This window comes from Planctomycetia bacterium (genome assembly GCA_034440135.1).
In the GTDB taxonomy this organism is placed as follows: domain Bacteria; phylum Planctomycetota; class Planctomycetia; order Pirellulales; family JALHLM01; genus JALHLM01.
This window is the reverse complement of record JAWXBP010000159.1, coordinates 1-25,507: the sequence shown is the minus strand read 5'-3', so window position 1 is coordinate 25,507 and position 25,507 is coordinate 1. Positions and strand designations below refer to the sequence as shown.

The window sequence follows — 25,507 nt, the reverse complement described above, 5'->3', positions numbered from 1 at the left end:
TGCAAAACGGCCTCTGGGCGATCGTCGCCGGCTTCCTGATTACCGGCCTGCTGCCGTTCATAGAGAGCCTGTTCGGCGTGCTGACCGAAATCAGCTTGCTGGCACTCTGGGACGCCGCCCACACGCTGTTACAGTAGTTGGTGCGCCGCGCGCCACGCACGGATAACCATTCCATCAACGTCGCCTCGCTGTCCGAAGCCGCCGCCGAGTCGATTGGTGCGCAAGGCCTGCTCTGTCGCGTCGGGGCGTACTTCCACGACATCGGCAAGATGCTCAAGCCGGGCTACTTCGCGGAGAACCAGGGGCAAGACGCCAACCGGCACGATTCCCTGGTGCCGGCCATGAGCACGCTGATCATCATCGCCCATATCAAGGATGGCGCGGACCTGGCACGGCAGCACCATCTACCGCAACCCATCATCGACCTGATCGAACAGCACCACGGTACGACGCTCGTGGAATACTTCTACCGCCGCGCCACCGAGCTTAGCGAAGCCAATCCCGACGCCGGCGAAGTGGAAGAAAACGCCTTCCGGTATCCAGGGCCCAAGCCGCAGTCGAAAGAAGCCGCGGTGCTAATGCTGGCCGACGCCGTGGAGAGCGCCTGCCGCACTCTGGTGGAGCCGACGCCCGCCCGCATCGACAGCTTGGTCGAGCAGATCACGCGGAAGCGGCTGCTCGACGGCCAGTTCGATGAATGCAACATCACGCTCGAAGAAGTCCACACCGTCGAAGATAGTCTGGTCAAATCCCTCACCGCGGTGTATCACGGCCGCGTGAAGTACCCAGATCAACAGCGCACGGCGTGAGACCCTCTGTGTTGGCGATGATGAGGGGTGCCTGGGGCAGGGGCGTTCCAATTCGGTCGGCCAGGTCGCACGCGCTGAGGCTTCGTTAAATCATGATGGCACGCAAATCGATGCCCCAGTCGTCGCGGCTAGTGAATCATTTCCGCCCTCCCAGCCCCAGGCGCCCGTCGTCCGTAAGATGACGCGCACTAAAAACCGCTCGGCAAAAGTTACGTGATCGTCGTCGAAGTCAACAACCGCCAAAGCCGTCTCCCGATCGACTCCGCTCGATTGGCCGAAGTCGTGCGCTCCGTGCTCGTCGGAGAAGGCCGCGCCGAGGGGCAGGTCAGTCTGGCGATCGTCGACGGCCCGTCCATGCACGAACTGAATCGCCGCCATCTCGCCCACGACTATCCCACGGACGTCCTGAGCTTCGTCTTGGAACAGACGGACGACCTGCTGGAAGGCGAGATCATCGTCAGCGCCGACGAGGCCCTGCTAAACGCGCCGCGGTTCGAACTGGCCCCCGCAGCGGAGTTGACGTTGTACGCCATCCACGGCGCGCTCCATCTTTGCGGCTACGATGACCTGGATGAAGCAGCCGCGACGGTGATGCGGTCGCGCGAGCGGCACTGGCTCGCGGCCCATGGCCTGCCCACGACGAGCCGTGAAGAATTGCGTCGGTGGCCAGCCACGGCGGAGCAGGGGCCGTGATGGATCAATCCCTCTATATTGCAGCCGCCGTCTGTTTGCTGGCCACGCTCTGCGCCTCCTGGGCGGCGCGATCGCTGCATCACTTTTCCCGCAGCCGATTGGAAGAACTCTGCCGCCAGCGCAATCGCCGCGACCTCTTGGGCGAAGTGCTGTTGCGCCACGAGGAAGTCGCCCTCGCCGTCGATTGCTGGGCGCTCGTCTTCGGGCTATTGACGGTGCTCTGCTTCGTAAGCGCCCATTGGCTCCGCCACCTGGAAGGCGCGGCCGACGCCCCGCTCGGCGGCACGGCCTGGGGCCTGGACCTCGCCGCCTGCGTCGTGGCGCTCTTGTTTGCACGGCTCTGGTTGCCGGAGGCCTTGGCGCGGCTCTGGGCGGAGCCGTTGCTGGTCCGCACCTGGCCGTTCTGGTTGATCGTCTCCTCACTGGCTCGCCCGCTGACGTTAGGCGGAGAGTTGATCAACGCATTGCTGCATCGCCTCGCCGGGCGCGTGCAGGAAGTGCCGTCGGCAGCCTCCATCGAGGAAGAAATCCGCACGATCCTCACCGAAGGGCATCGCGAAGGACTCCTCGAAGAAGAAGCCCGCGAGATGATCGAGGGAGTGATCGAGCTGCGCGACTGCGAAGTCTCGCAGGTGATGACGCCGCGGACCGAGATGCTTTGCATTTCAGTGCATCTCGATTGGCCCGAGACGCTGCTCTTCGTCAATCAAGCCGGACACACCCGTATTCCGGCCTACGACAAAAGCCGCGACGACGTGGTCGGCGTGCTGTTCATCAAAGACATGTTACCGGAACTGGCGAAGGAAAACCCGCGCGATCGCAAGCCGATGCTGGAAATCCTCCGCAAGGCGTACTTCGTGCCGGAGACCAAGCAGGTCAACGATCTGTTGCAGGAATTCCAGGTCACGCGCAATCACATGGCCGTCGTGCTCGACGAATACGGCGGCGTCAGCGGCCTGGTCACGATCGAGGACGTGCTGGAAGAAATTGTCGGCGAGATCGTCGACGAACACGACGAAGCCCTGGTCGAAGGCATCCGCGTCCTGAACGACCGCGCCTGCGAAGCCCTGGCCCGGGTACACATCGACGAAATCAACGAGCAGCTCCACACGCGGCTACCCGATGACGAAGAATTCGACACCATCGGCGGCTTCGTCTTCCACGAACTCGGCCGCATCCCAGCCCGCGGCGAACAAGTCGTCTGGCAAAACGTGCGCATCACAGTCATCGACGTCTCCCGCCGCCGCATCGAACGCGTCCGCGTGGAAATCATGGACCCGGCCGGGACAACAGAAAATGACGAATGCGGAATGATGAATGACGAACGGTAGGAACTCGTCGTGCGTCAGTTCCATTCATCACTCATCACTCCGCACTCATCACTTCCCCTCGCCCCATGCCCGCTGAAAAAGCCCTCGGAATCGTCCTGCGGGTAGTCGATTTCAGTGAGACGAGTTGCGTCGTCACGATCTTTACACGCGAGTTTGGCAAGGTGCGTGGGCTGGCGAAGGGGGCGAGAAGGCCCAAGGGCCCGTTTGAATCCGCCCTTGACCTCCTGGCGCTCGTTCGTCTAGTGTTCCTCCGCAAATCGTCGGACGCCCTGGACTTGCTGACGGAAGCCAAGCTGGAACGCCGGTTCCGCGCCGCTGCGCGTGGGATCCCGCCGTTGTATGCCGGCTACTATGTCGCCGAGTTGCTGGACGCCCTGACCGATGACGACGATCCGCACCCTGAGCTATTCGATGCCGCCGAACATTCGCTCCGCGCGCTGGAGTCCGCCGCCCCCACGGCCCGGATCGTCCTGCGCTTCGAGCTGTCGGCGCTCCGCTGGCTCGGGCATTGGCCTTCGCTCGGCGCCTGCGTCGAGTGCGGTGCGCCGATCGCCGCGAACGAACGCGTGGCATTCTCCTTGCTCGGCGGCGGCGCCTTGTGCCAGAGATGCCGGCCCGGCAAACGCCAGGTGGTCTCCCTCTCCGCCGCAGCGGCGCAACTCCTGTTGCGCGAAGCCGCCGGCGCCGAAGACGGCTGGGACGCCCGCGCGGCCGGTGAACTGCGCGGCCTGGTCAACAACTACCTGTCACACCTCTTGGGACACCGTCCCAAGATGCACGAATACATGGACACCATCTGGCGCGCGGAAAGCTGACCGCGCCCCCTTGTTGTGGCATGGTCTCCCGACCATGCCACCCGCCCGACCGCAGGTCTCCCGTCACAGCATGCCAGCGCCGTGGCACGGTCAGGAGACCGTGCCACAACGAATGTGAACAATCGGAAAGGATTCCGTCGAATGCGAACCGGTCCCGTGCTGTGCTCGATGGCCTGCGTGATGGCGGTGGCCTGCGCTGGTTGCCTGTCGAACGACGGCGCAGCCCAGCCGACGAATCCTTGGGCCGAGCCGACCGCTGCGCCGCCGCCTGCTGCGGCTGGTCCGACGGCGCCGCCGCCCCAACAAGCTTCCGCGCCACCGGCGGTCGAACGCGCCAGTTGGAATCCCTTCACGCGCAAGAAGCCGGACGAGAAGGTCGTGACCAGTTGGGGCGAGCCCGCGGCGGGCGTCTCCATTAGCGACGTGCAAAGCTCGCTGCCGACGACGCCGGAAGAGGAAGAAAAAGAAGAACTGGAATTGCCGCTCGGCTTATCGAACTTGTCGCCCAGCCGCGTCACGAAGAATGTCAAGCGCATGGTCGGGCGCGGGCCGGACGAACAGATCGCGCGGACCGAATTGGCCGAAGGTGAGAAGCTCTTCGCCCAGCGTCAGTTCGGCGACGCGGTTTCGCACTTCAAGAAGGCGGCTATGCGCTGGCCCGATTCCGGCATCGAGGAAGACGCCATGTTCTACCTCGGCGAATGTTATTTCTTCCTCGATCGCTATCCGAAGGCGAACGATACCTACGCCAAGCTGATCAAAAAATACGGCACCACGCGCCACCTCGACCTGGTGATGCGCCGGCAATACGCAACGGCCCGCTTCTGGCAGGACCTGGATCGTGCCAAGCCGATGCCCTATCCCAATGTCTACGACGACACGCGCCCCTGGTGGGATACCGAAGGCGAAGCCCTCGCCACCTACGAAAGCGTCTGGCTCAACGACCCCACCGGGCCGCTGGCCGACGACGCGGTGATGGCCACGGCGAACGCCCATTTCCTGGCAGGCCGCTATCGCGACTCAGACGATTTCTACGACCAGCTCCGCACCAAGCATCCGCAGAGCGAACATCAATTAGAAGCGCACCTGCTGGGCCTGCAATCGAAAATGCGCGCCTATCAAGGCCCCGAATACGACGGCATCGAGCTCGTCGACGCCGAGAAGCTCGTCGATCAGACGCTCACGCAGTTTCCCGATCAATTAAATGAAGAGCGCGAACGCGTCGTCGAAACGCGACGCATGGTCCGGGCCCAAATGGCGGAGCGCGACTGGAACGTTGGCCAACACTACGACCGGCTGAAGTACTATCGCGCCGCGAAGTTCTACTACGACGGCATCGTCAAGGATTATCCAAATACGCCGTTCGCGGAGCTGGCCCAGCAGCGAATCGTGGAGATCAAGGATTTGCCGCCGGTCCCGCCCAATAAATTCGAATGGCTGACAAAACTCTTCGGCCCATCCACCAATCAAAGCAATCTCACGCCAGTCTCAGGAGTGCAGTTTTGAGCGGCGGACACGCCCATTTGAGGACTGCCTGCACATCAGACGGGTGCCTGGGGCAGGGGCACGAACCACAACTACTGCCGTGTCGAATTCGCCAGGGCTTCGCTAAATCATAATGGAACGCAACGCGATGCCCCAGCCTTCGATGACAAGTCACGAAAGCGATTGCACCAGCCCCAGCCCCAGCCCCAGGCGCCCAACGTCGTTTTCTCCTCGCTGGCGCGTCGGGTTAGTGTTCCTGCTCCTCCTTCACACCGGCTGCGCCTGCTACCGCGCCGGCTGCGACACGCTCTACCCGGCCGATATCAAAACCGTCTACGTGCCGGTGATTCGCTCGAAGTCCTTCCGCCCGTTCTTAGGTGAGCGGCTGACCGAGGCCGTGGTCAAAGAGATCGACGAGAAAACGCCGTTCAAGGTCGTCACGGCGAACGCCGATAGCGTGCTGATGGGCGAAATCCTCGGCGAGACCAAACGCATCCTGGTCGAAAGCCCGACCGACGAACCGCGCGAAGTCGAAGTGAACTTCAACGTCTCAGTCACCTGGACCGACAGCCGGGGCGAGGTGCTCCGCGCCACGCAAGTCATTCCCGTGCCGGCCTCGCTCGTCGATGTGCAACAGTCCGCCGGCGTGGTCCCGGAAGTCGGCCAATCGATCAGCACGCAACAGCAAAAGGCGATCGAACAACTCGCCGAGCAAATCGTCGCCTTGATGGAAGCCCCCTGGTAGCGCGGCGGTTGAAGGGCTCGCCGTCTTGTGGTTGAGACTCGGCCCCTTTTCGGTCAAACTGTCGCGAAGCCCCGACGGGGCGACAGATAATAGCCAGGGGTGCAAACCCCTGGACTCGAGACATCGAAAGCGCTTTGAGCCCCATCGGGGCGACACGTTATCCGCGCAGCTGATGTGTCGCCACCTTGGGGCTAGAACTCTCGTTTGCGTCCTTCCAGGGGTTCTTGCCCCTGGCTATTCACTGTCGCGCCATTCGGGGCTGAGTCGCGTCACGCAAATTGACGTCGAAGCCATCTGGCTTTCCCTCAGTCAACCACGCGTGTTGATTGCGTCTAAATCGTCATGCGAATGCGTTACGTTATGCCCGAAACCGATCCACTGATCCCCCGCCGCGCCCGGCAATGGCGGTTGCGCACGCGCACGCTGGAGTTCGGTTCACGCCCCGCGTTGATGGGCATCGTGAACGTCACGCCCGACAGCTTTTCGGACGGCGGCAGCTATCTCGACGTCGACGCGGCCGTGGCGCACGCGTTGCGTCTCGCGGGCGACGGCGCGGAGATCCTCGATATCGGCGGCGAAAGCACTCGGCCCTACTCGGCGCCCGTGAGCGCCGAGGCGGAACTGCGCCGCGTGCTGCCGGTGATCGAGCAACTCGTGCAATGGACGAACGTCCCCATCTCCATCGATACCTCCAAAGCCATCGTCGCCCACCGAGCGATTGCCGTCGGTGCGGAGATCATCAACGATGTCACGGCACTCACCAGCGACCCGGAGATGCTGCGCGTCGCCGCGGAAAGCGGCGCCGGCGTGTGCGCCATGCACATGCGCGGCACGCCGCACACGATGCAAGATGATCCGCGCTACGAAAACGTGGTGACCGAAGTGCTCGATTACTTGCGCGAACGGCGCGACGCGTTGCTGGCGGCCGGCGTTACCGCGGATCGCATCTGCCTCGACCCCGGCATCGGCTTCGGCAAAACGCACGAGCACAACGTGACGCTCTGCGCCAACGCCTGGCGTTTCCACGAGCTAGGCTGCCCGCTGCTGGTGGGCCACTCGCGCAAGGGCTTCATCGGCAAACTCATCGGCGACAAAGACGCCGACCGCACCGCCGGCACCATTGGCGTGGCCTGCGCACTCGCGACACAAGGCGTCCAAATCATCCGCGTCCACGACGTCGCCGCAGTGCGCCAAGCACTGACGTTGTTCGACGCCACGTCCGCCCACCAAAAGCCCAGGGAAGGCGGTCCCTAACCTATTTGAAAACCAGGTCTCGGGACCGCCTTCCCTGGGACTAAGCGCAGTCGCCAAACATTCATCACTCATCACTCCGCACTCATCACTTCCCATGCCCCCCATCCCGCGCCCCTACGGTCTCTGGGACAGCCCCATCTCACCAAGCGGCTTGGCGAACGACCTGCGGCTCGACGGCGTGGCCGTTTACGGTAGCCTCGGCACGCTCTGGCTGGAGGGACGTTCGGGGCGCGGTGTTTTACGCTATCAACCATGGGACGACGCCCCGCGCGACTTGGACCCTGTTCTCAGTGTTCGAGCAGAAGTCGGCTACGGCGGCGGCGATTTTACTTTGTCCGGTGAGACAGTATTTTTCGTCGTTCACAAGACCGGCCGCATCTATCGCCAGTCACTGACCGGCGGTCCGGCGAAGCCAATCACGCCGCGTCATGGATGTGCCGCTGCGCCCACCGTGTCGCCAAACGGCAAGTGGATTGCCTACGTTCACCACGACGAGGACGGCGTCGATCGGCTCGCTGTCGTCGACCACATGGGACGGCATTGGCCCAGCATTCTGGCCAGTGGGCATGACTTCTATATGCAGCCGTCCTGGAGTCCCGACGGCACGAGGCTCTGTTGGGTCGCTTGGGACCATCCGCAAATGCCCTGGGACGGCACCGTGCTGGAAATTGCCGATGTCGTATACGAGGACTTTCGCCCTCCACGACTTGAACGAATCCTGCAAATCGCCGGCGGGCCCGACACAGCAATCTTTCAGCCAGAGTTTTCACGTGACCGTGAATCGTTGCTCTACATCTCCGACGAATCGGGCTGGGGACGTCTTGCAATGCGATCGCTTGAACACGGCACTGTTCGCTGGCTAACGCCGCCGGAACAGGAATTCGGCACGCCCGCCTGGGTGCAGGGACAGCGCACGTATGCGCAACTGGACAACTGCTGCGAGGAAATCGCGGCGGTGCACAACGATCGTGGCATTTCACGATTGGTGCGCATTAATGTTGAGACCGGCGAAATCCATGTTGCGGGCGACGCCTCTGAATATACGGACATTCAACACATTACGAGCACCGACGGTTTCGCCAACGAAAGTATCGTGACATGCGTCGCCAGCAACGCCACTACGCCGCCACGCGTGATGACGTTCAACGTCGATCGGCCCATCGATCAAGGCGGCTACATTATCGCCCGTTCCTCCGCCGAATCCGCGCCGCCCACCGTGCTTTCCACATGCGAGCCCATCGAGTGGAAAACCGCAAACAATGAAACCGCGTACGGCCTCTACTATCCGCCCAAGAACGACGGCTTCATCGGCGTCGGCTTACCGCCGCTCGTCGTACTGGTTCACGGTGGCCCAACGAGCCACGCCCGAGCGGCCTGGTCGGCGCAGGTGCAGTTTCTCACCTCGCGAGGTTACGCGGTGCTGCAAGTGAATCACCGCGGCAGCACCGGCTATGGTCGCGCCTACATGCTCAAGCTGCGCGGCAATTGGGGTATCTGCGACGTGGAAGATTCGGTCAGCGGCGCGCGGCATTTGGCGGATGCCGGCAAAGTCGACGCCGCGCGCATGGTCATCCTAGGCGGCAGCGCCGGCGGCTTCACCGTGCTGCAAACCATGATCGATCATCCCACGGCCTTCACGGCCGGCGTGTCGCTCTACGGTGTGGCGAATCAATTCGAGCTCGCGTCCGATACGCACAAGTTCGAGGCGCGGTACACCGATTCGCTAATCGGCCCGCTACCCGAGGCGTCGGCGCTCTATCGCGCGCGCTCGCCGGTTTTTCATACCGACAAAATCAAGCGGCCGATGCTGATTTACCAAGGCGAGATCGACCAGGTCGTCCCGCGCAAACAATCGGACGACATCGTCGCGGCGCTGCAACGCAACGGCGTGCCACACGAGTATCATCTCTACCCCGGCGAAGGGCACGGCTGGCGCAAGAGCGAAACCGTCGAGCATTTTTACCGAACGCTCGACGCGTTCTTACGCAAATACGTGATCTACACCTGATCCTGCTGGCGAATACGCGAGATTTGGCAGGCCCGTAAATCCTGAGCTACACTTTCGCACGGCCCTGGAGGCCGTAGCTGCGCATAATTCTTGTTGCACAAGGTTCTAGCCATGCCCGTCACCGTCACTGCGAAGACCTGGAAAAACGAATTGAAGAAGCAGAAGGTCGACAAGGACGCTGGCTTCGAGGACGCGCTGGAGGAATACGGCAAAGTGGCCGGCAAGAATCTCAACAAAGAGGCCGACGCCTTGGAAGAGGCCACGAAGAAGGCGCTCGCGGCGGGCAAACTGCTGAAGACAAACAAGGAGTTGGCCGCCATCGCCGATACCTTTGTGATTCAAGCCAAGGCGGAATTGCGGCGCGTCAAGGAAGCGCTCAAATCGGCGGAGGAAGACGAAAGCGCCGAAGCGGAAGGCGAGGACAAGGAATTAAAAATTGGCCTCAAGCGCGCCCGCACGCAAGAAATGTTCTTCGCCCTCGTGTTCAAAGGCGCGACCGAAGGGAAGCTGTTAATCTCGAAGATGAAGGTCAAGCCGACCAATGTCACCGAGGCCAAGAAAGACATGGGCGGCGGCCGCGTGCTGCGCGGCAAGGTCTCGTATGCCAACGGCGACCATCAGTTCGTCACGAAGCAAGATCCGCCGGCAACCATGGCGAAACTCATCAAAAAGCTCGCCAAGGAGCACGCCGGCATCATGATCAAGCCAGTGTGCCGTGGCGGCGGCGACGAGGACGAGACCGAGGAGTAAACGACGGGGCGTGTGTTTAGCTCGACTTGCGCGCCGCATCGATCAGCTTTGCGGCGCCTTTTGCGATCAGCTCCGTGGCAATGAACTCGCCGAGATGTTCGGCGTCCTCGGCATCTCCGCTGATCACGGCCTCCAAACGCCGCACGCCATCGAGACTCGTCACGACGCCCGTTAAGTGCAAAACGCCACTCTCCACGCGGCCCCAACCGGCCACCGGGGCAAGACAGCCGCCGTGCAGCGCCGCCAACATCGCCCGTTCGCTGCGCACCGCCGCAAAAGTGGCGTCGTGATTCAACGGGCGCAGCAATTCCGCCGTTTGCGGATCATCGGCGCGAATCTCAATCCCCAATGCGCCTTGCCCAACGGCGGGCAGCATCAACGACAGCGGCAACACCTCGGTAATCCGCGCGGCCAGTCCCAAGCGCCGCAGGCCGGCCTCGGCCAATACGATGGCGTCGAATTCGCCGTCATCCAGTTTGCGGAGCCGCGTATCAACGTTGCCGCGCAGGTCGAGCATTTCCAGATCGCGCCGCGCGTGCCAGAGTTGCGAGCGCCGCCGCGTGCTGCCGGTGCCGATCCGGGCGCCGGATTTCAATTCAGAAAACGTCACGCCATCGCGACTGATCAGACAATCCGCCACGGGGGCCCGTTCCGGCACGGCGCCCAAGGTGAGTCCTTCCGGCCCGGCCGTCGGCAGGTCTTTGAGGCTATGCACGGCGAGATCGATGCGATGGTCCAGCAGGGCGTATTGGAGCTCCTTCGTGAACACTCCTTCGCTTCCCAGCCCCGCCACCGGCCCCTCTTGCTGGCGATCACCGGTAGTGCGGATCAACACCAATTCCACGCTGGTCCCCAACTCCGCCAGCCGCGCGGCCGTCCATTCCGCTTGCCAGCGCGCCAACGCGCTGCCGCGCGTGCCAATGCGAAGGTGCGGGACAGTTGCCATGTGTTGTAGTTTCGTCGGCGACTGAAATGGACACTAGCCCGACGCGCCAGCGAGGGGGAGCAACTGCGGAACGGAGTACGACGTTTACTCAGATCGCACCGCCCACGCTCCCTCGCTGGCGCGTCGGGCTAGTGGCGCGGCTCGGCACGCGGTTCCTAGGCACGATAACAAATTGCCATCCCCTCGATAACCCGACGCTGGCCACGCGCTTGCCTCGTCTCGCGGACCGACGATGTTGTGGCACGGTCGCCCGACCATTGGTATCTACACAACGTTTTCCGGGCATCCGGAAGTAACCACGAAAGACTTGTCGAGTATTGGATTGCGCTGGAAGTGCCAAAGGGATGTCGGCTAGGCGATCTGCCTTCAAATGGCCACCGCAAGTTTGCCAAGCATCCCAAACTTTCGTGCCTTTCGTGCTTTTCGTGGTTCCTTCCGAGATGTGTAGATACCATCGGTCTCCCGACCGTGCCACCGGGCCGACCGCAGGTCTCCCGTTCCGGATGTCACAACGCCTCGCCGTGGCTGATACGAAGCGAAAGATCAACAACCAATCGCGCTGAACACTTGAATCGCCCAAAGCTGGCCGCGTCCTTGCCTTGTCTGCCACGCGTGTCGAGGATATCAATGAGCTAGTCGGCGTCACGTTGGCCGAGCGGCAGGGTCGACGCCCCCCAGAGTTCTTCGGAGGCTACACGGAACGGAATGAGCTCCCCGCACGGCGCCTTACCGGCGCATCGCGAAGCGCATGATCCCTATGCGGCCTTGCGCCTGCGGGACGTGCGGCTCTACCTGATGGGGAGTTTTCTTGCGGCCTTTGGGCTGCAAGTACAGACCGCGGCCGTGTTCTGGCAGATCTACGAGCGCACCGGCTCCAAGCTGCAGATCGCCTTCGTCGGTCTCGTGCAAGTGATTCCGGTCATCGCCTTGACGCTGCCGGCCGGCTACCTGGCCGATCGCCTGAATCGAAAACACCTGGTCATCTTGTCGCTGGCGGTCATCGGCTGCTGCTCGCTCGGCCTGGCGGTGTTCTCATTGTTCGACGCGCCGATCGGCTGGATGTACGTCTTTCTGTTCGGCACGGGCGTCGCGCGCTCCCTGCAACAGCCGGCGAAATCGGCGCTCTTCCCGCAGTTGGTGCCGCGCGAGCATTTCACCAACGCCGTCACCTGGGGCACCTCAACTTACCAATTCGCCTCGATCACCGGTCCGGCCGTTTGCGGCGGCCTGCTGTGGTGGTTCGCCGAGCCGGCCATCGCATATTTCCTCAGCGCGATCGCCGCGTTCGTATTTACGCTCCTGTTGGGAACCGTCAACTATCGCTTCACGCCAACGGCACAAACCGATTCGCCCGTGCGCGAAGTCATCGCCGGCGCCAAGTTTGTCTGGAGCGCCAAAGTGGTGCTCGGCGCAACCGCCCTCGATATGTTCGCCGTGCTGCTCGGCGGCGCCGAAGCGCTCTTCTCGGTCTATGCCAACGATATCCTGTTCGCCGGCCCGATCGGCTACGGGGCCATGCTCGCAGCGCAACCCGTGGGCGCGCTCTGCATGTCGTTCGTGCAATCGCATCGCCGGCCATTCGATCACGCCGGCATAGCGCTGCTCTGGTCAGTCGTCGGCTTCGGATTGACGACCATCGGCTTCGGCCTCTCGACCAGCTTACCGTTTTCACTCTTCATGTTGGTCCTGATGGGCGCCTGCGACAACGTCAGCGTCGTCCTGCGCCACACGCTCGTGCAGATGCTCACGCCAGACGCCATGCGCGGCCGCGTCTCGGCAATCAACAGCATGTTCATCTCGATCTCGAACGAACTCGGCGGCTTCGAATCCGGCGCGGTAGCCCATTGGACCTCCCCCATCTTCGCCGTCGTCACCGGCGGCCTCGGCACGATCCTGGTCGCCGCCTTAGCCGCCGTCGGACTCCCAGAACTACGGCGCTACCAACGCTCGGCAGCCCTGCGTGCGGAACGCGAGGATTCGCCCGAAGAGATCGAGGCAGCGGTATAGTGCTCCGTCAAACCCTGTCTTTCGGGCTGCTTGAAAGCGTGGGTGGCTGGGGTCGAGCGTACTCGCTCGCCCCCAGCGCGCTAGGCCTGAGGGCGAATGCGTACATTCGACCCCAGCCACCCACGAATCTTGGCGACCCGAATTTACGGCTTCGACGGAGTACTTAGGTGGGAAACTCGAAATCCGAACGAACGACGAATGGCCGTGGCAAGTGAAGGCGGTCGGGAAACCCCTTCGACATTTAAACATTCGTCATTCAGATTTGATTCGACATTCAGATTTAGAAATTCGTCATTCCACCCGCGCCCGCCGCGACTCCCCAAAGCGCGCATCTCACCAGTTGCACACTCCAACACACCCCTCCAGTGGGCTAGAAACGGCTGGTTTTTGTCTGGACTTTACAGCGCGCCCCCACCTATGATGAACACGCATCCACGCCCATGAATCTCGACCCGCCAGAGCCTCTCCGCATGTTTTCCACTACCTTCGAGGAAGGGACCGCTACGCTTCCAGTTGGAGGTCGGACCCCGGACCGTCATGACGATGAGCTGATGGTCCGCTACCGGGCGATCCTCGATCACCAGCGACTCAGTTGGACCGAGCACTTGCGGCTGATCCGCCTGCTAGGCTCCGGCGGCCAAGGCGTCGTGTATCTCTCGGAGCGGCGCGGGACGGACAATTTCACGCTGCCCGTGGCGCTGAAGATTTTTTCGCCCTTGCGCTACCCAGATTCGCGTAGCTACGACGAGGGCATGTCCCGCATCGCGGACGTGGCGGCCCGGGTGGCGCAGATTCAGCAGGACAATTTGCTGGACGTGCATAACTTCGTCGACCGCAATCGCATCCGCATGATGGAGATGGAGTGGGTCGACGGCTTCGACGTCAGCCAACTGCTGACCCGCAAGATGTACGACAAGACGCGGGAATCGGTCAGCGCGAAGCGTTGGGACTATCTGAACAACGTCATTATCACCGAAGGCCCGACGCAACCGCGATTGAAGCCCGGCATCGCGATCGCGGTCTTGCGCGACTGCTTGGCGGCGCTCGCGGCGCTGCATCGCGAGGGCATCGTTCACGGCGATTTGAAGCCGTCGAACATCATGATCAAACGCGCCGGCAACGCGAAGATTATCGATATCGGCTCGGCGTTCGATCCGGAGAACGCCCCGCATCGCCGCACCTGCACGCCGGCCTATGCCGCGCCGGAACTGCTGGAAGCCGCCGCTACCTCGCCGCGGAGCGACCTTTGCAGCCTTGGCTACGTCCTGGTGGAGATGCTCTCCGGCGTACAGCCGTTCGCCGGCATGGCTACCTACCGCGACCTATTGGAAGCCAAGCGGACATTGCCGCAGCGTCTGCACCAGCTACTTCCCGCCGACGTCGTGCGGAACGAACTGCTCATGCACCTCTGCAAGAGCCTCATCGCGCCGGACCCGATGCTCCGCTTTGCCAACGCGGAAGCAGCCGACCTCGGTGACAACCGCGGCGCCGCCAGCTTCCACCGGCAACTGGTGAAAGGCGACCTGGCCAGCGAGTACGAAAACGAGTTGCGTCTCTGGTTGGAGGAGTTGGACTGACAAACGCAGTAGTGGCACAGTCACAGCAGTTGTGGCACGGTCTCCCGACCGTGCCACCGGCCCGACCGAAGGTCTCCATTTCCGGACTTTATCCAGCGCGCCGTGGCACGGCCGGGAGACCATCAGTGTCTACATCAGCCTGACGTTGCTGTATTCAGTTGAGGCCGCTCTACCGCCTCACGGAACACTGAAAACTTCAAACTCCCCCCCATGTCTTTCAAAGTTCAACTCGACGTCTTTCGCGGTCCCTTGGACCTGCTGCTGTACCTGGTGCGCAAGCACGAGGTCGATGTCGTCGACTTGCCGATCGCTCCGATCACGCGCCAATTCTTGGCCTATCTCGACGTGCTGCAGCAGCTCGACGTCAATGGCGTTGGCGATTTTCTGGAGATGGCCAGCACGTTAGTCGAGATCAAGTCGCGGTTGGTATTGCCTCAAGGGGACGAGGTCCAAGAGGAGTTGGACGACCCGCGCCACGAACTCGTGCGGCGGTTGTTGGAATACAAGACTTACAAGGACGCGGCCGGCATTCTTGAGGAGCGCGGCCGCAGTTGGCAGGAGCGGTTTCCCAGGCTGGATCGCCACGGACCGGAACGCGAGCGCGGCGGAGCGGATGAACCGCTGGCCGAACTGGGAATCTGGGATCTGGTCAGCGCCTTCGGGCGCATCATTCAAGCCAATCAATCCAGCCCGTCCACGACGATCGTCTATGACGAGACGCCGATCATCGTCTACATGCGCCGGATTCACGAGCGACTACACGCCAACGGGCGTCTAACGCTCTCCGAGCTCTTCGAACCAGGCCAACACAAATCCACGCTCATCGGAATCTTTCTCGCCCTCCTGGAATTGGTGCGCCACCACCACATTCGCGCCGAACAGAACTCCTTGCACGGCGAGATCTGGATTCTCCCCGCGCCGGACGCCCCGCCGTCGCTGGAGTTGTCCGAAGTCGACAACTACGAAGGCGGCGAAATCACTTCACCTGATCCACTAGCCCGTAGCGCCAGCGAGGGGGGAAGAACAATGGCGACAATCAAATCGATTACGCCAAGCAGTCGGTAGTGTTGTGTTCGAATACGATGTTGGCGAATCGGAAGATCGACTGGGCGTTCACGTCACCTGATCACCGACGCGCGGGTGCCTGGGGCAGGGGCACTAGCTTCGCGGTCGCCATGGTCCAACTTGCTGGGGCGTCGTTGAACTGTTCAACGAATCGAAACAATGCCCCAGTCAATTCGACGTGGTCACCGTGCTTGTTTGCCTCAGCCCCAGGCGCCCACGCGCGTCGGGTTGGTGTGTCAAATCCAGAATTCCGCGCTAAGTGCAGCCGCATAAAGTTTGATGCGGGGTGCTACTGGCGGCTTGTCCGCCAGTGCTGGTTTGGTCTCGATAGCAGGCCCAACTCCAGCACTGGCGGACAAGCCGCCAGTGGCACCCATCGCATTATTTCTACTGCGTGTGCGCTTAAAACACCGGAATCTGAATCTTCTCCCCGCCCTTCATGGCAGACTGATGGGCGCAGATTCCGACCAGCGTCCAGTTCGCGCTCGTCGCGGCGTCGGGACGCGGCGCCCGGCCTTCCACGATCGACATCACGAACTCGTGCGCCAAGTGCGGGTGCGAGCCGCCGTGGCCGCTCCCCTGGATGAACGACAGATGCGTCGTTTCGTCCATGTCGTACACGCCCTTGGTGGTGAACTTGCGAATGCCTTCCGGCAGCAAGTGGCCGTAATCCGGCACCGTGACGCGTTCCGGCGTTTCGCCATGATGCAGCACCGCCGGTTCGTGCTCAACGCGCGGCCACTCATAGGAAATCTTCTCGCAGTAGACGTCGAAGCTCTCGATATACTGCCGCGCCGTGTTAAACAAACTGCGGGTCACTTCGGCCGAGAGGTCGCTGTCCTTCAGCTTGAGCGTGGCGGTCTCAATGGCAAACGGCGAGCCGTACTTGGGAATCAGGTTTTCGCTGATCCGCCCGGAACCGTGGCAAACGACCGATTCGGCCAGCTTGTTCGGCAGGCACAGGCAGGGGCTCACGCAGTGCGTAGCATAATGCATCGGCGGCAGCCCTTCCCAGTAGCCGGGCCAACCGCCCATCTCCTGCTGGTGGGCGCCGCGCAGAAATTGAATCCGCCCCATTTTGCCCGATTCGTACATCTCCTTGACAAACAGAAACTCGCGCGAATACACGACGGTTTCCATCATCATGTAGTTCTTCTTGCTGGCCCGTTGCGCTTCGACGATCAACTTAATCTCGTCGGCCGTCGTCGCCATCGGCACCGTGCAGGCCACGTGCTTGCCGGCCTTCAAACCGGCCAGGCTCTGCCCGGCGTGATCGGGAATCGGCGTGTTGATGTGGATGGCGTCAACGTTCGGATCGGCCAGCACCTCCTCGAACTTGGTGTACCGCTTGGCCACGTTGAACGAATCGCCGATCTGCTTGAGTTTCTCCGGCGACCGCTGGCAGATGGCGTACATCTCAGCGTGCGGATGATTCTGGTACAGCGGAATGAACTCCGCCCCGAATCCCAACCCAATGATGGCGACGCGAACCTTCTGCGAACTGGCCATGACGCGCTCCGTATCGGTACGACAAGTGTGGTTGCGACGAAGAACTCGCGCTGCCGCAGGGACCGGCCATAAAAAAAGAGCCGGAAGCGTCAGCGCCCGGAGGGAACCCGCGACGACTGCCGCCCAATCCCCCGCCCGGCAACCCGCCAGTTTAGCTGGGCCCATTGGGATGGCAAGGTGGCGACGTTTCACGCTCCGACGCGTTGGGATAAGATGTAGCCAGCAGCGGACAGTTAACCTTTTAGGAGTCTATCGTGGACGTTTCACTCCCGCACGACCTGGCCGACTTCGTTTCCGCAAAACTCGCCACAGGCCAGTTTGCATCCGTGGACGAAGTGGCGATAGCCGCGATGCGTTACTACCGCGACTGCGAAATGCAGGACCTTGAGGAGCTGCGAAGAATGCTCAAGGAGGCCGACGAGTCGATCGACCGCGGCGAAGGCATCGAAATCAATACCAGCGAAGAACTGCACGCCTATTTCGAGGATGTCAAGCGTCGCGGCCGCGCGCGTTTGGCAAGAGAACCAGGGCGATCAAGCGGTGATTGAAGCGGCGGCGGAGCTCAACACAAGGAAGCATCCGTGACCACTCCGGAACCGAAGCCCAGTAGACTGCACGTGGCGTTGTCGATTGTCGTCATCGGCGAATGCCTGTTCTTGTTTTCGGCCGGCATTGCTTGTCTGACCGTGACCTGGGATCCGTGCGCGATGTTCAGCGGGATCCTCTTGGCGCCGCTTCCTGGTTTTCTCGGAATCGTGCAATACGCGGGGACTTTCCGACGTCATACCGCTTCGGCTCGTAGGGCAACCACATGCGCATTCATCTTGGGCGGCATCATCGCATTTGTTTTTGGAGGGGCGACAATCGTGGTTTTGGTCGCTGGGGAATTGCCTCCCCGCGAAATCATCATTCCGCTGTTGGCATTTGCTGTGCCGCACTTGTGGAATGGCTTTTTGAATCGCCGTTGGCATCATGAGTTGATCAAGTCAGCATCCTTGGCCGGCAATGGTCGTTTCAGACTATCGATTCGAGAGCTATTGGGGCTCACGACGGTAGTTTCCGTCTTTGCAGCTCTGACTCTCTATTTTGTTCGAGGCCAAGGTCCCCAGTTTGCGGAGAATATCTCGGCCAGCGAGGCGGGAATTCACCTCCCTGCGAATGCAGCCAACGTGTCGCTCTGCCACGGATATCGCGGCATAATCGCATACGAATTCGATACGGATGAACAGAGTTTTCGACAATGGGTGGACGACGGCATCGGATCACTTGAATCGCAGCAAGCGAACATCAAGCTCGCGCCGATCAAGGGCGACTATACGATGAGCCGCTACTACAGCCTGTCCAGTCAACTGGCGGGACCAGATTCAGTGACGATTCACGATGGTTTGTACTATGAGTGGTCGTTTGAAGATCGCGGCGTGTACGCCGCGTTCGACCGGGCGACTGGCCTCGCGTATTTCTATGCTCATTTTCACTAACACATTCGCGGCACTCGCCACGAGCCCGTGCGGAGCGGACCTTGCTGCCAGCATCAAGGTGTCCCCTCCAATGCATCCAACTCCGCACGGTCGCGGCGGTGCCGTGGCGGGCCCAAAGGTGATCGCTACCCCCGGCCCGCCGGATCGGCTCCCCAACCCATTACTTCACGAATTCGAAATTCGGATCACTCAGCGCCGCGTGTTCCCAGACGTCGACGCTGACCGCCTGCGACGGTTTGACGGTCATGGCGTTCGCTCCGGTCGCCGGTGCCGATGGCGGCGTGCGGTACAAGCCGATCAAGATCGCAATGATTCCGTTCGACGGCGGCGCGACGGGCGCCGCGACTTCCGTAGCGGCAACCGGCGCCGCTAGGTGCAAATCGGCCGCCATCAACCGCCGGTCCTCGCAGTGCTCGAAACGGAGCGAACGGGAACCTACGTGACGACTCAGGCGAAGCTGCTGGCGACGGAACATGGTAAATACTCCTGACGTGGGGCTTTGATTGGTGAGAGCGAGGGTCGCTCCGTTCATTGGCAGGTACGGGCCGGCGGCGGCCGCCTTACAAAAAAATCCGGAACAATCCCCTGGCCCATTTAGCCCAACTTGCCGGCCGCGATTTTTGCCGTCATGGCTGCCGATACAAGAAATAGACTTCGCCCGCGGTTTACCCAAAGTCACGGAAGACTTGAATCGCCATGTTTTGCTCTCATTGCGGCCAGCCGGCGGCCAATCGCTTTTGCGCTCATTGCGGACAGCCGCTCGACAACGGAGGCGGCCTGGCCATCGCCGTGGTCGACGAGCCCTGGGAAGAGGAATTCCGCTACGAGGCCCTAATTCGCGCGCCCCAGGTGCGCGACGCGATCTCCCGCCACGCCTCGTTCGCCCGGAAGGGAATGCCCGGCGAGCAGTTCCTCAAAATCTGCGACAAGTTGATGCCGATCGGCGTGCCAATGGAATCGCTCGCCGCAGTGATTCAGCCGCTCTACGCAGCACTGGGGATCCAGACCGGCAAGCAGCGTCTCGTCCAGATCCAGGCCTCGATCGGACGCGTGATGCAGCGAACTCTTTGTTCCCTGGCTCGCCGCGGACAATCCCTCCGCGACGTGCAACAAGCCGCCGACGGCTGCGTATTGACCGCGGAGCTGCCTTCCGATTTATTCGCTCTGGCGGGCGACATCATGGTCACACTCCGCCGCCGCGACGCCTCCACGGAAGTGAACGCCGCCACGAAAATCGGCGGCCAATGGTTCGACTGGGGAAAAAGCAATCGCGCACTGGATCAACTTTTCACCGATTTACAGCTTGATCCCGGTTGATAGTAGTTTGAAGTGTTCAGTGTTCAGTGAGGAGCCTTCGCTACAAACTCCTACGTTGTGGCACGGTCTCCCGACCGTGCCACCGCCCCGACCGAAGGTCTCCAATTCAATACGTTGCCAGACCCGCCGCCGCACGGCCGGGAGACCGTGCCACAACATCGCTTTGTGAGAACACTTCGCAGCAAACGCGAATTGCCCATCACTCCAATCCCACTCCCTCTCCACTCTCTCCCTCCGCGTCTCAGCGTCTCCGCGTTTCAAGCGGTTCCGTCTCTCCGTGTTCTCCGTGACCTCCGTGGTGCATCCTCCCACCCAGTGCAATTTCCGCGCCGAACATTCCCCGCCAATTTTTAACGATTTTCTTCAAGTCGAACCGCAGCCAACCAGGAATCGCACGCTATAATTGCGGCATCGGGTTGCAGTCTGATACATCGGTGGGAAGTCGTCGGGGAATTGTGAATGAACCCGGCCGCGACTGCCGATGTTACGGGTGACTTCAACGTCACCTATTACGAACAAGCCTCTCGCGCAGAATTCCGTCGGAGGGACCTACTTTTTTGCGTTGGTCGTAATCAACTAACGACAAGTGCCTAGCACTGTCCGATTACCACCATTCTCGCAGCGACTCCACCGTCGCACTTCCGCGAGGGGTTTGATTCAAAGATCACGGCCGGCATCGTGCAAACGATCGCCGGCCGTGGTCGTTTGGGGTGGAAAGTAGGCGGAGTAGGAAAGTAGTTAGTAGGTGAAGTAGTGAATACGAGGAAGACTCGCATGGCTGACGTTGAACGATCTCGTAGCTTTGAAGACCTCGTCGTTTGGCAACGAGCGCACACTTGGGTGCTGGGAATATATCGCGCTACCGCCGATTTTCCGAAGTCCGAACTTTACGGTTTGACGCAGCAACTCCGCAGGGCCTCGGTATCGGTGCCTGCGAATATCGTGGAAGGATTCCGGCGGCGCGGTCTGGCCGAGAAGGCGCGATTCTACAATATCGCGCAAGGCTCGCTCGCCGAATCCAAGTACTTCCTGATGCTCGCCCGTGACCTCTCCTACGGCGACACGACCACATTGCTCAATGCAGCCGACGAGGTTGATCGAATGCTCGAAGCATACGCACGGCGCATCCGCCCAAACCGCGGATAACAAAACGCGCAAACTACTCCACCTTCTCCCTACTTCACCTACTACCTACTCCACCTACTTCCTACTCCACCTACTTCCTACTGCACCTACTTCCTACTGCACCTACTTACTACTCCACCTACTTCCTACTCCACCTACTTTCCTCCTCCCCTACTGCACCAACGGCTCATCCGCCTCGTTCGCATTGACCGTGATTTCGCCAGCGTCCTGGAGTTTGCGCACGACGTCCACGATCTGCTGCTGCATCTGCTCCACAGCGGAGCGTTTGACGGCCCCCAGGAACTCGATTTCTTCCTTGAGCCCGGCCGCGGCGCGCTCCGACATGTTGCCCAGGATCCGCGTCCGTAGTTCCTCGCTGGCGCCCTTCAGTGCCAAGGCCCATTGCGAGGTCTCGACGTTCTTGAGAATCGTCTGCAGATCCTTATTGGCCAGCTTGTTGATGTCCTCGAACACAAACATCAGCCGCCGAATTTCTTCCACCAGCTCCGGGTCTTCCTGAGCCAGGTTTTCGAGCAGCGCCCTTTCCGTGGCGCGATCGATGACGTTCAGCACCTGAGCCACCTGCGGCACGCCGCCGGCCTTCTCGAATTGCTGGCTCATGATGCTCGACATCCGGCTCGATAGCCCTTGCTCGACCTCTTTGATAATCTCCGGGTTCGTCTGCCCCATGTTCGCCACGCGCCGCACGACGGCCAGTTGGCGCTCGCTCGGCAGGCCGCCCAGGATGCTCGCCGCCAACGTCGCCGGCAGATGCGCGAGGATCAGCGCGATGGTTTGCGGGTGTTCGTCAACAATAAACGTGAGCAGGTTCTGGCTGTCCACCTTATGCAGAAAGCCGAAGGGCACCGCCTCGATCTGCTGGCGCATGTTGTCCAGCGTGCTACCGGCGTTCTTGCCAAGGGCCTTTTCGACGAGCGATTTCGCCACATCCAGGCCGCCCGAGCCGGCCGACATCATGCCGGTTCCCGCGTTGGCGAACTCGTTGATGACCGAGGCCTGTTCGTCGCCGGTGACGCTCCCGAGCTTGGCAATCTCAATCGAGACCGCCTCGACTTGCTTGGGCAACAGCTTGCCCATCACCTGCGCCGCTTCCTCCTGCGGCAGGCTCATCAACAACACGGCGGCTTTGCGAAGATCGTTGCCCATATTCCGCCGAGAGGACTAAGCGCGCAGCGCGATACGCATAGTGTCAAGCATCGGCGTTTCCGCCCGAAAAGTTGACCTAATCCGAAGAACACGCCGCCAGACCGCCGGCCCAATCACGAATCTAGTCGTAGCACGGTCTCCCGACCCTAGTTGTGGCACGGTCTCTAGTTGTGGCACGGTCTCTAGTTGTGGCACGGTCCCTAGTTGTGGCACGGTCTCCCGACCGTGCCACCCGCTCGACCGCAGGTCTTCACTGCTGGCAAGCCGCGACATACGATCGCCCCACGACACGGTCGAAAGTCCGTGCCAAAACCGGGACGTTCCCGAAAGGATTAGCGCGGATCGCCACACACGTCGAACGTTCGGCAGGGCAGGGGGGAGCGATTCGATCTTGCTACATCCGCGCGAACCACCGATCGACCGCTTTCAGCCGCCGACTTTGGACGTTAGACCCGGTCGACTCCGCAAAGAACATCGTCTCCGCGTGCGAGCGGAACAACGCGTCTTGCCAGTTGTCCGCCGCCGACGGAGCGATCGTCGTGAGGCTCAACGCCGTATCGATACGGGCCGACGCAACGCCATCGACACGAGCAGCGCGCGACAACGGGGCAGGGGAGGGCCCCCCGGCGCCGAAGTTATTGCGCACGGCGTTCAGGTCGGAGATGTCCACGTCGCCATCGCCGTCAGTATCCCCCAGACCTTGCCCGCCAAAGTTGTTCCGGACGTTGTTGAGGTCGGTGATGTTGACCTCGCCATCGAAGTTGGTGTCGCCGCTCGAAACTCGATACCGCCTCAACTCTCCCTGGGCGTCGTCGCCGCTGCCTTGGAAATAGATGTCGCCGTCCCACGTGTGTAAGCGGTTGGACCACAACGACCCGTGAAACGGTACTTCGGAAAGTTGACGAGTCCCTTGCAAAGTACCGTCCGACGACCAAAGGTATGACGGACCGTCGGCTGTCGCTTGCGCCGAAAATGCAATTCCTCCGGGCATACTCACTGGCCGGGACGTCCCAATTGGAAACTCACCAACGTCCACAGGTCGAGTTCCGGCACTTGAACCGTCCGACAACCAAAAATCGGTACCCACCGGGGCAGCCGCCGAACTCGCAAACGCCAATTGCCCATTCGACTCGACGAACAGGCCGTTGGCCATTGCTTCGAGGATCGAAAATGTGCCGTCACTCGTACCATCGGTGCGCCATAACCTTCCCTGGGCGTGGAAGTAGGCCAACTCGCCAATTTTGAAAAGCTTGGACGGCGGTGAAAGGGAAGTGTTGCCCAGCAACTCCTTGAAGATCATCGTGCCTTCAGGAGTCCCGTCAGTTGTCCACAGCTTTACAGTCTGTCCAGAGCGAAATGCCGAGAAAACAATCCGATCATTGATCACCTGAATATCCTGCGGTCCGCTTTCCCCCGGCAGATCCGCGAAGATTGTGGTGCCTTCGCGCGTGCCGTCAGTTCGCCAAAGCGCCAACGGTCCATTCAGTTGACCAGAGGCGAAAAAGTAGACGTAGTCGCCGATGCGCGTGAAGCCCCGAGGGTTCGCGAAAAAGCTGTTGCCTGGCGCAGAGTCGACGAGCAATCGCGTTCCTTCCGGCGTGCCGTCACTTACCCATGGCTCGGAACCATGCTCGTCGTCATACCCGTCGAAGATCAGCAGGTCGCCCAGCGTGACCATTTCGGTCAAGCGGCGTTGATTTCCCGTGAACTTTTGCGCGCCGAAGTCGCGGAGCACCATCGTTCCTTCGGACGAGCCGTCCGTACGAGCGATATATCTGCCGAACTCCGGCGCATAGTAAGTGATGGTTTCGCCCGCCTCAGTGAACGAATCGGGATGCACGCTTTCAAGCCCGCGACAGCCATTGATCCACCCCGGAGCAAAGCGAGCCAGCCGAGTCGGTAGACCTGTTTCTTTGCTCAGACTCCAAATCGCCAGGTCAGTCACATCCTGCGCCAAAAAATACATTGCAGATTCGGTCGTCGCGAAGTACCAGGGCTCCGAGGGCCGGTTGCTGGGCTCCGCATTCACGACAATGTGTGTTCCCGCCAACGTCCCGTCCGTCTGCCAAAGTTCTTCGCCGTAGGTAAGCGTGTCGACTGAGAAGTAGACGGCGGATTCAGTTGCCAGAAGGCGGGGATACTGTGTCTGATTCGGAGAGAAATCAAACCCAGTGATACGTTGTGTGCCATCCAGCGTGCCATCGCTCACCCAAATCGCACCGCTATGCGGAATAATAGCGTTTCCATTCAGCCAGGCGAATGAACCAAGTGAATCGCTTGCCAGAATCCTCGTCGCATCGCGGTCTGAGCCGCGACTAAACCAGACGACCCGGCTTTCGGTCGCGAAAAAGAGCCGCTCCTCTTCTCCCAAAACCTTGGCAACCGGAGACGTTAACTCTGCCAAAACGACGTCCCCGCCAGGTGCACCATCGCTTCGAATCAATTGAAGGTTTTGCGTGTTCGGTGGATTCGCATACGCCGTGAAGTAAATGTAATTCTGAGTGGCGTGAAGCAACGCGGCATAGGCGGGGAATTGGATGGCGCTATCGAAGCGTTCTTCCAAGATTTGAAGCCCTGAGCTGTTCGCCTTCCAAAGCTCTCCCCCGTGAGTTACATCGTCGGCCGCGAAGTAGAGGTCTCCGCCCATTGAGACCAAGTTTGATGTCCAGTAGAAAGCGTTCGGTTGGCCATCAATCATCGCAACGTGAGTGCCAGCAGCGGTGCCATCGGACTGCCAGATTTGGTACACGCTTGGCGATGTCTGTGCGACGAAGAACAGGAGATCGCCAGCGACGACTAGTTCACCATTGCGTTCGGGAGCGGGAATTGGGCTAATCCGCTGCCTTCCGCCCGCAATGCCATTCGTTTTTCCAAGCCATCTTTGGCCATCAACGTCTGTGAACGCGTAGTAGAGTTCACCTTTGAATGCAACGGTTTTCGGAGCTACGCCGATTTGCGCGTCAACCTGCAAAGTCCCATCGGCAGTGCCATCAGTGACAAACAACAGGCTGCCGTTGCGAAAGTAAACTCGTCCCTCAAGTTCCACGAGCGTGCTTGCGTCACTCTCAAACATTGCCAATCGTCCACCAGTCAAATTGACCGTGCCGCCCGCAGTTCCATCCGTCTTCCAAATATCGTAGTAGATAGAGCCAAGCTCCCTCGTGGCGGAGAAATACACATCATCGCCAACTACGAGGTGGGCCTGTGCTTCCGAACCAAAACCACGTTGATTGATGTCGGCGACCAATTCCGGGACGAGCGCCATTAAACGCCGCTCTTCCAGCGATTCAAAGCCCAAGGGACAGCGTTCCAGACCATTCAGAGTTCTGCGAGTGGAGTGCCTACTTCCACTGTCTCTTGTGATTGACCTGGCGTAACTCTTTTTGTACACCACTCTTCCGTTGGCCATGACGGCTGGGGAAGGAG

At 60.9% G+C, this 25,507-nt stretch carries 20 protein-coding genes and 1 pseudogene; 16 read left to right on the top strand and 5 right to left on the bottom strand.

Annotation, left to right across the window (positions count from 1 at the left end):
- The 9 genes and pseudogenes from SGJ19_09250 (at position 1) to SGJ19_09210 (ending at position 9,890) form a co-directional block, all read left to right on the top strand.
- Positions 1-809 (top strand): annotated as a pseudogene (locus SGJ19_09250) (HDIG domain-containing protein).
- A 213-nt stretch (positions 810-1,022) separates the two neighbouring features.
- On the top strand, positions 1,023-1,502 hold the full coding sequence (gene ybeY / locus SGJ19_09245; protein ID MDZ4780424.1) for an rRNA maturation RNase YbeY: 480 nt from the start codon (positions 1,023-1,025) through the stop codon (positions 1,500-1,502).
- The gene (locus SGJ19_09240; GenBank protein ID MDZ4780423.1) at positions 1,502-2,833 is read left to right on the top strand and encodes a hemolysin family protein; all 1,332 of its coding nucleotides are present in this window, start codon (positions 1,502-1,504) and stop codon (positions 2,831-2,833) included. The genes ybeY and SGJ19_09240 overlap by 1 nt, the downstream gene beginning before the upstream one ends.
- 65 nt (positions 2,834-2,898) lie before the next feature.
- Positions 2,899-3,648: a DNA repair protein RecO gene (gene recO / locus SGJ19_09235; GenBank protein MDZ4780422.1), complete on the top strand. Its 750-nt coding sequence runs from the start codon at positions 2,899-2,901 to the stop codon at positions 3,646-3,648.
- Positions 3,649-3,789: 141 nt separating this feature from the next.
- Entirely contained in the window at positions 3,790-5,154 is a 1,365-nt protein-coding gene (bamD, locus tag SGJ19_09230) for an outer membrane protein assembly factor BamD (protein MDZ4780421.1), read from the top strand.
- Positions 5,155-5,281: 127 nt separating this feature from the next.
- Complete coding sequence (locus SGJ19_09225) at positions 5,282-5,878, top strand: LptE family protein (GenBank protein MDZ4780420.1); 597 nt, start codon at positions 5,282-5,284, stop codon at positions 5,876-5,878.
- A 360-nt stretch (positions 5,879-6,238) separates the two neighbouring features.
- Positions 6,239-7,132, top strand: coding sequence for a dihydropteroate synthase (gene folP, locus SGJ19_09220; GenBank protein MDZ4780419.1), 894 nt, complete (start codon positions 6,239-6,241; stop codon positions 7,130-7,132).
- Between the two features lie 94 nt (positions 7,133-7,226).
- Complete coding sequence (locus tag SGJ19_09215) at positions 7,227-9,140, top strand: alpha/beta fold hydrolase (protein MDZ4780418.1); 1,914 nt, start codon at positions 7,227-7,229, stop codon at positions 9,138-9,140.
- A 111-nt stretch (positions 9,141-9,251) separates the two neighbouring features.
- The gene (locus SGJ19_09210) at positions 9,252-9,890 is read left to right on the top strand and encodes a hypothetical protein (GenBank protein ID MDZ4780417.1); all 639 of its coding nucleotides are present in this window, start codon (positions 9,252-9,254) and stop codon (positions 9,888-9,890) included.
- Between the two features lie 16 nt (positions 9,891-9,906).
- On the opposite strand, the gene hemC is transcribed toward SGJ19_09210, so the two are convergent.
- Positions 9,907-10,836 carry a hydroxymethylbilane synthase gene (hemC, locus tag SGJ19_09205; GenBank protein MDZ4780416.1) on the bottom strand — a complete coding sequence of 310 codons (930 nt, stop codon included), beginning with the start codon at positions 10,834-10,836 and terminating at the stop codon, positions 9,907-9,909.
- A 705-nt stretch (positions 10,837-11,541) separates the two neighbouring features.
- Between hemC and SGJ19_09200 the strand changes: the two genes are divergently transcribed.
- The 3 genes from SGJ19_09200 to SGJ19_09190 all read left to right on the top strand — a co-directional run bounded on the left by SGJ19_09200 (position 11,542) and on the right by SGJ19_09190 (position 15,485).
- Positions 11,542-12,843 (top strand): MFS transporter, encoded by a 1,302-nt coding sequence (locus SGJ19_09200; protein MDZ4780415.1) that lies wholly within the window; start codon positions 11,542-11,544, stop codon positions 12,841-12,843.
- 470 nt (positions 12,844-13,313) lie between these two features.
- Positions 13,314-14,420, top strand: a complete 1,107-nt coding sequence (locus SGJ19_09195; GenBank protein ID MDZ4780414.1) for a serine/threonine-protein kinase — start codon at positions 13,314-13,316, stop codon at positions 14,418-14,420.
- A 210-nt stretch (positions 14,421-14,630) separates the two neighbouring features.
- Positions 14,631-15,485, top strand: coding sequence for a segregation/condensation protein A (locus SGJ19_09190; GenBank protein ID MDZ4780413.1), 855 nt, complete (start codon positions 14,631-14,633; stop codon positions 15,483-15,485).
- A 402-nt stretch (positions 15,486-15,887) separates the two neighbouring features.
- Here the strand turns inward: SGJ19_09190 and SGJ19_09185 are convergent, their stop codons facing one another.
- Positions 15,888-16,994, bottom strand: coding sequence for a Gfo/Idh/MocA family oxidoreductase (locus tag SGJ19_09185; GenBank protein ID MDZ4780412.1), 1,107 nt, complete (start codon positions 16,992-16,994; stop codon positions 15,888-15,890).
- Positions 16,995-17,248: 254 nt separating this feature from the next.
- On the opposite strand from SGJ19_09185, the gene SGJ19_09180 reads away from it, so the two are divergent.
- On the top strand, positions 17,249-17,542 hold the full coding sequence (locus tag SGJ19_09180) for a hypothetical protein (GenBank protein ID MDZ4780411.1): 294 nt from the start codon (positions 17,249-17,251) through the stop codon (positions 17,540-17,542).
- A 276-nt stretch (positions 17,543-17,818) separates the two neighbouring features.
- Entirely contained in the window at positions 17,819-18,472 is a 654-nt protein-coding gene (locus tag SGJ19_09175; protein ID MDZ4780410.1) for a hypothetical protein, read from the top strand.
- 160 nt (positions 18,473-18,632) lie between these two features.
- Here SGJ19_09175 and SGJ19_09170 read toward each other — a convergent pair whose 3' ends face one another.
- Positions 18,633-18,947, bottom strand: coding sequence for a hypothetical protein (locus SGJ19_09170; protein MDZ4780409.1), 315 nt, complete (start codon positions 18,945-18,947; stop codon positions 18,633-18,635).
- Positions 18,948-19,168: 221 nt separating this feature from the next.
- On the opposite strand from SGJ19_09170, the gene SGJ19_09165 reads away from it, so the two are divergent.
- Both SGJ19_09165 and SGJ19_09160 read left to right on the top strand, forming a co-directional pair.
- Positions 19,169-19,789, top strand: coding sequence for a zinc ribbon domain-containing protein (locus SGJ19_09165; GenBank protein ID MDZ4780408.1), 621 nt, complete (start codon positions 19,169-19,171; stop codon positions 19,787-19,789).
- A 774-nt stretch (positions 19,790-20,563) separates the two neighbouring features.
- Positions 20,564-20,935 carry a four helix bundle protein gene (locus SGJ19_09160; protein ID MDZ4780407.1) on the top strand — a complete coding sequence of 124 codons (372 nt, stop codon included), beginning with the start codon at positions 20,564-20,566 and terminating at the stop codon, positions 20,933-20,935.
- A 150-nt stretch (positions 20,936-21,085) separates the two neighbouring features.
- Here the strand turns inward: SGJ19_09160 and fliG are convergent, their stop codons facing one another.
- Positions 21,086-22,081, bottom strand: a complete 996-nt coding sequence (fliG, locus tag SGJ19_09155; protein MDZ4780406.1) for a flagellar motor switch protein FliG — start codon at positions 22,079-22,081, stop codon at positions 21,086-21,088.
- Between the two features lie 394 nt (positions 22,082-22,475).
- Complete coding sequence (locus tag SGJ19_09150) at positions 22,476-25,379, bottom strand: hypothetical protein (GenBank protein ID MDZ4780405.1); 2,904 nt, start codon at positions 25,377-25,379, stop codon at positions 22,476-22,478.
- Positions 25,380-25,507: the final 128 nt, after the last annotated feature.